This is a genomic window from Pseudomonas protegens, assembly GCF_003732485.1.
GTDB classification, from domain to species: domain Bacteria; phylum Pseudomonadota; class Gammaproteobacteria; order Pseudomonadales; family Pseudomonadaceae; genus Aquipseudomonas; species Aquipseudomonas protegens_B.
This window is the reverse complement of the sequence record NZ_MOAK01000035.1, coordinates 47,323-56,095: the sequence shown is the minus strand read 5'-3', so window position 1 is coordinate 56,095 and position 8,773 is coordinate 47,323. Positions and strand designations below refer to the sequence as shown.

Here is an 8,773-nt window from a genome sequence, read left to right as displayed (position 1 = left end):
CGGTGTTGGCGAGGGATGAAAACTCCCCCGTAGGAGCTGGCTTGCCAGCGAAGGCGCCAGCCAGGGCGGTGCAAGGTTTGCGGGCCTCTTCGCCGGCCAGCCGGCTCCTACAGGTGGCGGTGTTGGCGAGGGATGAAAACTCCCCCGTAGGAGCTGGCTTGCCAGCGAAGGCGCCGGCCAGGGCGGTGCAAGGCTTGCGGGCCTCTTCGCCGGCCAGCCGGCTCCTACAGGTGGCGGTGTTGGCGAGGGATGAAAATTCCCCCGTAGGAGCTGGCTTGCCAGCGAAGACGCCGGCCAGGGCGGTGCAAGGTTTGCGGGCCTCATCGCCGGCCAGCCGGCTCCTACAGGGGGGCGTTGTGGGACGTTTTTTGTGGGGTCCGCGGGAGCGGCTACGCTTCGCGGGTGTCTTTCACAGGAGTGACTCCATGCGGGTACTGGTGCGTAACGATAAGGACGATTTCCGGGTCAAGGCCTATGCCGGGACCAACGGTGTGTTGCTGGCCATGGATCTGGATGCGTCACGGCGCAAGGGGCTGCTGGGGTTCGCCATCGAGAAGCAGGTCGGCAGCAAGCCCTGGCTGTTTCTGTTCAATAGCCTGACCTTTCCCGACAAGACCCATACCTTCCCCCAATACAACGCCACCCCCAGCGATCAGGCGCCGCTACAGAAATTTCGCTGGGCCGACTACGCGGTCCGCCCCGGCACCACCCTCAACTATCGGGTTCATCTGGCCTACGGCAGCCCCGATGCGCCGCAACTGGGGGAGGCCCTGGAACTGAGCATCACCGCCGACAACGGCCAGCCGCCGGGGCAGCAGGTGATCTTCAACCGTGCCGTGGCCGCCAGCCAGGCCTTCTCGCGCAAGTTTCCCGAACTGGATGCGTTGCTCAGTAGCAACAAGAAACTGCCCATCGAGTCCTGGCCCGATGCCCCGCGGCAATGGCTGGAAAACGGTCTGCTGGAGACGCTTCTGGGGTTTATCCAGCGCGCCACGGATGCCAGCTGGAGCCTGGATATCGCCATCTACGAGTACCAGTTGCAGGCCGTCGTTGACGCGGTCAACGCCGCCTTCGACCGTGGCGTGCAAGTGCGGGTGCTGTACCACGCCGGCCCCGGGGACGACGACACCACGCAGAACCAGGCCAGCCTGCAGCACCTGCCCGAGGACAGCAAACGCGGGCGGGTGACCCACGGGATTTTCCATGACAAGTTCATCGTCCTCAGCCGCCTCGACGCCGCCGGCCAGCGCCAGCCCGAAGCGGTGCTCTGCGGTAGCACCAACTTCACCGCCAACGGGGTCTACCGCCAGGCCAATGTGCTGCACAGCCTCGATCACCCGGACATTGCCGGGCGCTATCTACAGGTGTTCGAGCAGATCTGGCAGGCGCCGACGGACGTGGGCGCCACCCGTAGATGGTTGACCCAGGACAATCCCATGCAGCCGGATGCACCGCTGTTCGCCGGTTTTTCCCCGCGCAGGGGGCAGGGCGATCTCAGTGAGTTCGTCGACATCATCAACGGTGCCCGCCGCGACCTGCTGTTTGTCACCGCCTTCGCCTTGCCCGACAGGATTCTCGACGCCTTGCTCGGCCAGCCCCACGACGATGTGCTGCGTTATGGCCTGCAAAACACCGCCAGCCGCATTACCGGCTTCCACGCCGACCGCACCGCCGAGTTCGCCGCCACCGCCTTGCTCAACAAGGGCCTGGAAGGCTGGCTCAAGGAGGGTCTGAAGGGCCAGAGGGGCAACCTGCTGGTGCACACCAAGGCGCTGGTGACCGACTTCACCAGCGAGGCCCCGGTGATCATCAGCGGCAGCCACAACCTCAGCGTCGGCGCCAGCCAGAGCAATGACGAGAATTACCTGATCATCCGTGGCGACACCGATCTGGCGGATCGCTACGGCCTGGAACTGCTGCGTTTCTATGAGCATTACCGGTTTCGCTACTTCGCCAGGCAGTTGGCCCTCAAGCAGGTCCGGCCACTGGCGGTGGACGACAGCTGGAGCAATGATTACTACCTGGAAGGGGATTTGCGCCAGCTGTCGCGCCTGCGCTTTGCCGGGCGCTGAAAGGCCCTGCCGCCGGTCCGCTTTTAAGGGACCGGAACAGGCAGACTGATATCGCCTGATCTAGCGTTGCCAACGGAGGAAATCCGTCCTCTGTAGCGCGGTTTTATCAGGGAGATAGGCCATGGTTCATGTTCGGCGTGATGTATGGAAATTCGACAGCGACTGGGATGACACCTTGCTCTGGTACGCCAAGGCGGTCGGCGTTTTGCAACAGCGACCGATCACCGATCGCACCAGTTGGCGGTTCCTCGCGGCGATTCACGGGTTTGACGAAGGCATGTGGCGCGACGCCGGTTATCTGCACAAGGGCGAAAAACTGCCTGCCGAAAACGAGCGTCAGCTGTACTGGAAACAATGCCAGCATTCCAACTGGATGTTCCTGCCCTGGCATCGCGGCTACGTAGCGTCCTTCGAGCAGATTGTCCGCGATGCCGTGGTCAAGCTCGGTGGCCCCAAGGACTGGGCGTTGCCGTACTGGAACTACAACGAGAACGAGGACACCCTGCGGCTGCCGCCGTCCTTTGCCGCCCGGACCCTGCCTGATGGTGGGGGGAAAAACCCGCTGTACGTCGCGCGCCGCTACGGCCCCGATGGCAACGGCAAGGTGGTGCTGCTGGCCGACATGATCGGCCTTGGATGCCTGGATGATCCGGTGTTCGAAGGCGGCTACATGGGCAACCCACCGGGTTTTGGTGGCACCCCAAGCAGCCTGGGCGGGCACCAGAGCGGTATCCGTGGCGGCCTGGAGGCGCGCCCGCACAATATCGTGCATACCGAAGTGGGCGGTGAGGATCAGGTCACGCCGGTGCCCGAGGGCCAGCAGCCGGCTCAGGGCTTGATGAGCTATCCCCAGACAGCCGCCCTGGACCCGATCTTCTGGCTGCACCACGCCAACATCGACCGCCTCTGGCAGGTTTGGCTGGACAGCAACGTGGAGCATCAGAACCCTGATGTACCCGACTGGTACAACGGCCCGACCGGCCTGAACCGGCCCTTTGTCGTGCCCACCGTCAGCGGGCAACCGTGGAAGTTCAAGGTGGCGCAGATGCTCGACACCCTGGCGCCCGCTCTCGACTATCGCTACGACACCAGCACCGCGGCCAAGCCAACCGTCCATCCGCTGCACCGGCGCCTGGCACGCCTGGGGCTGGCGGCCAATCAAGTGCAGCAGTTCTCTACCCTGGGGCTACTGATGAGCAACGAGCAGAACAGTGAATTGATCGGCGCCAATCAGGCACCGCTGGACCTCGTCGGCAGCTCGACACAGACCCGGGTGCTGCTGGACAAGGCCAGTACCCAGAAGGTGTTCAGCAGCCTCAAGTCAAACCTGTTGGCCGCCGACCTGACCCCACCGGACCGGGTATTCCTCAACCTGGAGAACATCCGTGGCAAACGCGATTCGATCGTGTTGCAGGTCTACATCAACCTGCCGCCAGGCGCCGACCCGACCCAGCATCCGGAATTGCGTGCCGGTGTGCTGTCGTTGTTCGGCATGTGCCAGGCCTGCCGGGCGGACGGTGATCACGGCGGCCAGGGCATCACCGAGGTATTTGAGATCACCGACATCATCGATGCCTTGCACTTGAACGGCATCACCTCGGCGGATCAGCTGGATGTTCGTTTCATCTCCAAGGCCCCGGTCCGTCCGGAGGATCAGGTGACGGTCGCGCGGGTCAGTCTCACGCGGCTGGGAGGCTGAGGGGCGTGAGGGCCTATCTGCAGGGCCTGGGGCGTGGTGCAGTGCCTTGGTTGCTGCTGGCCAGCCTCTGCGGTTGGGGATGGCTGCTGGGGTCGACGGCGCTGCTGTCGATCCCGGCGTTCTGCGGCAGCTTGCCGGCGGCCGGGTATGCCCTGGGCTGGCAGGGGCTGGAGCAGGCGCTGCTGTTCAATCCTCCGGGACCGCTGGTGCTGGCCTGGCTGCTGATGCTGCTGGCCATGACGCCATTGTTGCTGGTACAGCCACTGAGGTACGTCTGGCACCGCAGCCTGCGGCGCAAGCGCTGGCAGGCGGTGAGCCTGTTCGTGCTGGGTTTTGTCGCGGTCTGGAGCCTGATGGGGCTGGTGTTGCTGGGCCTGGTGATGGTGGCGCGGCTTTGGTTGGGGCTGTCGTCCCTGCCGAGCCTGGGGGCGGCCCTGGTCCTGTGTCTGCTGTGGCAGGCGTCGCCGTTCAAGCAGCACTGCCTGAACCAGTGTCATCGGCAATCGCGAATCGCCGCATTCGGCTGGCGCTTTGTCCGTGACTGCCTGGGGTTCGGCGTGACGGTCGGAAGTTGGTGCGTGGGCTCCTGCTGGCCGCTGATGTTGTTGCCGCTGCTGGTGGAACAGGGGCACCTGTTGCTGATGCTGTTGTGCACCCTATGGATGCTCTACGAACGCCTGCTACGGCCGCGTCCTGCGCAATGGTACTGGCCGTTGGCCCTGTGCTGGCGCCCGTGAAGCAGGGCCCGTCCGGCTCTGGGTGACACAACGCCCGGCCCGGCGTTGCAGCTGGGCCGGACGCTGGCCATGCCTGAGGCTAGAGCTTCGGCGCCGGGCTCACCGTGGCATTGCGCCAGGCGGTTTGCAGTTGCTCCTCGAGCAACGCCGGGACCTGTTTGCCGGGCTGGTTTTCCAGGCTCAGCTTCAGGCCGTTGAGGGAGCGGCCGCTGAGGCGATTGCCCGCCAGATCTTCGCGGAACACCTGTTCCGCCTCGGCATAGCGTTTCTGCGTCAGCAAGGCGTAACCCAGGGACTCGCGCAGGGTGTAGTACCAGTCCGGCGGCTCGTTGTAGGCCAGGGCGTCTTGCACCTCCACCGCCTTGCGCCAGGCGGCAATCTGCTGCTGGCCGGCATCGCCCGTCAGGGCCTGCAGGTCAGCGTTGAGGCCTTCTTTAGCGTTGTTGAATACCTGGTTGCCCAGGCTTTTGAGGGCTGTCAGGTCCAGTGGGCCGGCGGCACCGGTCTGGGCGCGGTCGAGCAGAGTCAGGTTGGCGATGCGCAGCAGCTGCAGCGCCGGATTGTTGCCATATTGCAGGGCGTCCTTGCCGGTCAGGGGCTGGGGCGAGGTGGCGACGGCCTGCCAGAACCCCTTGAGGGTGTCGCGGGCCTGGTCCTGGTTCAGGTTCTGGGTGCTCAGTTGCCGGTACGCCAGAGCATAGGCCTTCATTAGTTGAGTGTAGGGCCTGGTCAAGTCCTGCCAGTGCTTGTCCGTTCCCTGGTTCGCCTCGCGGCAGGTCTGGTTGATGGTGGCCAGGCCGGCGTCGATCTTCGGTTCGATCCGTGCCAGGGCGTCCCAGTCCTCGAAGCGCACGGCAAAGTAGTAGGGCACCGCGTAGAAATAGTCGGTCTTGGTCTTGAGCTCTTCGGGGTACTGCTGGCAAAGGAAGGGCATGGCCGAGTAGCGGGTGGTGTTCTCCACCAGTTCCTCGGCCATGTTCAGGGATTCGTTCTGCCGGCCTTCGATGGACAGGGTCCAGGTCAGGAAGTGGATGTTGTGCCCCAGGTAGTGCAAGGCATAGGGGCTTTGCGGCTGGACCTGATGGGCATAGGCGCGGTCCACCGAGACGGCGGTGTAGTTGGCGACGCTGGCCAGGGCATTGTTGCCGGTGCGCTGGTAGATGTGCGAGGCCATGTGCACCAGATGGCCGATGGCCGGGTTCTGGTCGCGGAAGCGATCGGCCATGGGCAGGCCGCTGGCGGGGAAGGGAGACTCTTCGATGGCGTGAATGTAGAAGTGATTGGCCCCGGTGTGCCGATCGTCCTGGACCAGCACCCGGTTCAGGACTTGCAACGCCTCGTAGGCGGCCGGGGTCGGCTTGACCTCGTCGGACACCGCCTCAGTACCGTCCCACCACTTCCAGGGGTCGAGGCTGAGCAGGGCGTCAGCGTACAGCGTGGCCGCGTCGAGGTCGTCGAAGTAGTCCTCCGACAGGGTTTTCATGGCGTCAGCGTAGCGTTTGTTGCCGGCGGCGCTGAGGCTGACCTGGCCATCCTTTTCGCTGTAGAGACTCAGCAGTGCGTTGGCGTATTCCACTTCACGCTGCAGTTGGCGCGGGGTGAAGGCGCCCTGGGCGGCGCTGTCCTTGAGCCGGGCACTGGCGTGCTCCAGGGCGATCTGCGCCGAGCGATGGGCCAGCTGGTTGCAGCCGGTGGTGGCGACACTGTTGATGTTGGAGTTGGCTGACAGGGCAATGCCCCAATAGGGCATGGCCGCGCCTTCGTCGAAGCGGCTGGCCTGGTAGAAGGCGCGGATCGCCGCCGAGAAATTGAAGCCGTATTGCAGGGCCATGCCCTGGCTGTAGAAGGCCTGGACCTGCTCCGGCTGCTTGAGACTGACCAGGGGGTAACGGGTACCGCCCAGGCCCGAGAGCAATTGGTCGGCCTCGGTGTCCTGAGGGCTGACGCACTTGTGCAGGACTTGCAGGTAGGGGGTGTCCGGCGGCACCGGGGTGAAGCTGACGACCCGTTCGTCGGCGCCATGGTTCATGGTGTGGGCCTGGGCAGCGCAGGCGGCGAGCAACAGGCCGGCGGCCAGGGTCGTGCGGAAGGGGACGTCCATGCTGGGGGGCTCCTTGCAGGCGATTCTCGGGAGGGTTCAGTCGTTGTCGTGGCCGTGGCGGGCGACGCACAACGGGCCGTCCGGCTTGGCCAGGGCCAGGCAGTCCCGCTCTTGAGGTTTCATGCTGAAGTCCTTTTCGCTGGGAGGCGGACAGGGAGGTCCGTCGCGACCTAGTATTGTTCAGTTCTGGCGAAATGCCAGTTCGCCATCAGTGCCTGTTCACGCCCGTATACACGGGGCTTTTCCAGTTATTGTCGGACGATGTTCGAGATCGCCGGTGCTGACCGGCAGGGCGTTCTCCAAGGAACCTGGACCGTCACCGCAGCGTTGGACAGGGTGGCGCCAACTGCGTAGTTTTCACGGACTGCGCACAAGGACTTCGCCATGTCTCCGGACCTGACTTCCATCGAGCTGTTTCTCAAGGCCCTGACCCTGGGCAACCTGTCCCGGGCCGCCGAGCAGTCGCACCTGTCGCTGTCGGCCGCCAGCCGGCGCCTGTCGCTGCTGGAGCAGCATTTCAAGGTGGCGCTGCTGACCCGCACCTCCACCGGGGTGCAGCCGACGGCGGCGGGGCAGGCCCTGGCCGAGCATGCCCGGAGCATCCTGCGGGCGGTGGATGTGATGCACGCTGACCTGGCCGACTTTGCCAAGGGCGCCACCGGCCGGGTCAGCCTGTACGCCAACAGCTCGGCGATGAGCCAGGAACTGCCCCGGCAATTGACCCAGTGGAGCGACCTGCACCCGGGGATTCGTGTGGACATCCGCGAGGAGCGCAGCCGCGAGATTCTCCTGGCGGTGCGCGACGGCATCGCCGATGTGGGCATCGTCACCACCTTGCCCCAGGCCCGGGACCTGTACTTCAAGCCCTACTGCCGTGACCGTCTGTGCCTGATCGTGCCCCAGGATCATCCGTTCAAGATGAGCCATGCGCGGTTCCAGGACCTGTTGGGCTACGACTTCGTCGGCTTGGAGGACAACGCCGCCATTACCCCGTTGATCACCGAGGCTGCGGCTGCGGTGAGCATGCCTCTGCGCCTGCGGGTGCAGGTGCGCAGCTTCGAGGCGGTGTGCCGGCTGATCGCCGCCGGGCAGGGCGTGGGGGTGTTGCCCCAGGGCGCGGTGCAGATCTTTCGCAAGGAGATGGCCTTGCGTTTTATCGAAATCGACGACCCCTGGGCCGATCGCCAGATGTACCTGTGCCGACGCCAGGAGCAACCGTCCCTGGCCAGTCGCGCGCTGTTCGACTACCTGGCTGACTGCGATCAGAGTGGGACGCCGCCGCCCTAGCCGCGTGCCCCTGGCGGACCCGCGCCGCGCGCCTTCGAATTTTGCGAAGGCGGTTTCCACAATGAGCAATTCCCTCTGGCGCTCCCGGTGCCCAGAATGGGCTCGCCCGTGCGCTTGACCTGCCTCGATAACAACAACACGTCAGACCAGGAGATACGGCTTGTCCAGGATCAATCCCGCTGTAAAACCGTGCCACCGCATTGCCGTGATCGCCGGTGACGGCATCGGCCGCGAAGTGGTTCCCGAAGGCCTGCGCGTGCTGGAAGCCGTCAGCCGGCGCTTCGGCATCGATCTTGAGTTCGATCACTTCAACTGGTGCAGCGAGCACTACCAGGCCCATGGCAGCATGATGCCCGAGGACTGGGCCGAGCAGATCTGCGACCACGAGGCGATCTTCTTCGGCGCCGTCGGCGCCCCCGACATCGTCCCCGACCATATTGCGGTCTGGGACTCGCTGCTGAAGATCCGCCGCCAGTTCGACCAATACGTGAATATCCGTCCGGTGCGCCTGATGCCCGGGGTGCCGTGTCCCCTGGCCGGACGGGTGCCGGGGGACATCGATTTCATCGTGGTCCGGGAAAACACCGAAGGCGAATACTCCAGCGTCGGTGGCCGCATGTGGGAGGGCACCCCGCGGGAGATTGCCCTGCAGGAGTCGGTGTTCTCCCGTCACGGGGTCGACCGGGTGGTGAAGTACGCCTTCGAGCTGGCCAGCCGCCGTCCCCGGCGCAACCTGGTGGCGGCCACCAAGTCCAACGGCATCGCCATCACCATGCCGTTCTGGGACGAGCGGGTGGAGCAGCTCGCCAAGGCCTATCCCCAGGTCGATACCCGCAAGTTCCACATCGACATTCTCTGCGCGCACTTCGTCCAGCAT

General features: G+C 64.8%; 6 protein-coding genes. 5 read left to right on the top strand and 1 reads right to left on the bottom strand.

Annotated features, from left to right (window positions below; all coding sequences use genetic code 11):
* The first annotated feature begins 425 nt into the window (after positions 1-425).
* The 3 genes from BLX41_RS06845 (at position 426) to BLX41_RS06835 (ending at position 4,508) form a co-directional block, all read left to right on the top strand.
* A complete protein-coding gene (locus BLX41_RS06845; RefSeq protein WP_123724297.1) occupies positions 426-2,072 on the top strand; it encodes a phospholipase D-like domain-containing protein in 1,647 nt (548 codons plus the stop codon).
* A gap of 121 nt (positions 2,073-2,193) precedes the next feature.
* On the top strand, positions 2,194-3,771 hold the full coding sequence (locus tag BLX41_RS06840; RefSeq protein WP_123724296.1) for a tyrosinase family protein: 1,578 nt from the start codon (positions 2,194-2,196) through the stop codon (positions 3,769-3,771).
* A 5-nt stretch (positions 3,772-3,776) separates the two neighbouring features.
* Positions 3,777-4,508, top strand: a complete 732-nt coding sequence (locus BLX41_RS06835) for a copper chaperone (protein WP_123724295.1) — start codon at positions 3,777-3,779, stop codon at positions 4,506-4,508.
* Between the two features lie 79 nt (positions 4,509-4,587).
* Here BLX41_RS06835 and BLX41_RS06830 read toward each other — a convergent pair whose 3' ends face one another.
* Positions 4,588-6,609, bottom strand: a complete 2,022-nt coding sequence (locus BLX41_RS06830; protein WP_123724294.1) for a hypothetical protein — start codon at positions 6,607-6,609, stop codon at positions 4,588-4,590.
* Positions 6,610-6,993: 384 nt separating this feature from the next.
* Between BLX41_RS06830 and BLX41_RS06825 the strand changes: the two genes are divergently transcribed.
* Together BLX41_RS06825 and BLX41_RS34640 are read left to right on the top strand one after the other, a co-directional pair.
* Positions 6,994-7,896, top strand: coding sequence for a LysR family transcriptional regulator (locus BLX41_RS06825; RefSeq protein ID WP_123724293.1), 903 nt, complete (start codon positions 6,994-6,996; stop codon positions 7,894-7,896).
* 160 nt (positions 7,897-8,056) lie between these two features.
* Positions 8,057-8,773 (top strand): isocitrate/isopropylmalate family dehydrogenase (locus tag BLX41_RS34640; protein WP_259744503.1); only part of this gene is annotated, 717 nt, incomplete at its 3' end.

Bases quoted from the DNA above. Each gene is read 5' to 3' on its own strand.
- BLX41_RS06845 (WP_123724297.1), top strand. From the start codon at position 426: ATGCGGGTACTGGTGCGTAACGATAAGGACGATTTCCGGGTCAAGGCC.
- BLX41_RS06825 (WP_123724293.1), top strand. From the start codon at position 6,994: ATGTCTCCGGACCTGACTTCCATCGAGCTGTTTCTCAAGGCCCTGACC.
- BLX41_RS06840 (WP_123724296.1), top strand. From the start codon at position 2,194: ATGGTTCATGTTCGGCGTGATGTATGGAAATTCGACAGCGACTGGGAT.
- BLX41_RS06830 (WP_123724294.1), bottom strand. From the start codon at position 6,609: ATGGACGTCCCCTTCCGCACGACCCTGGCCGCCGGCCTGTTGCTCGCC.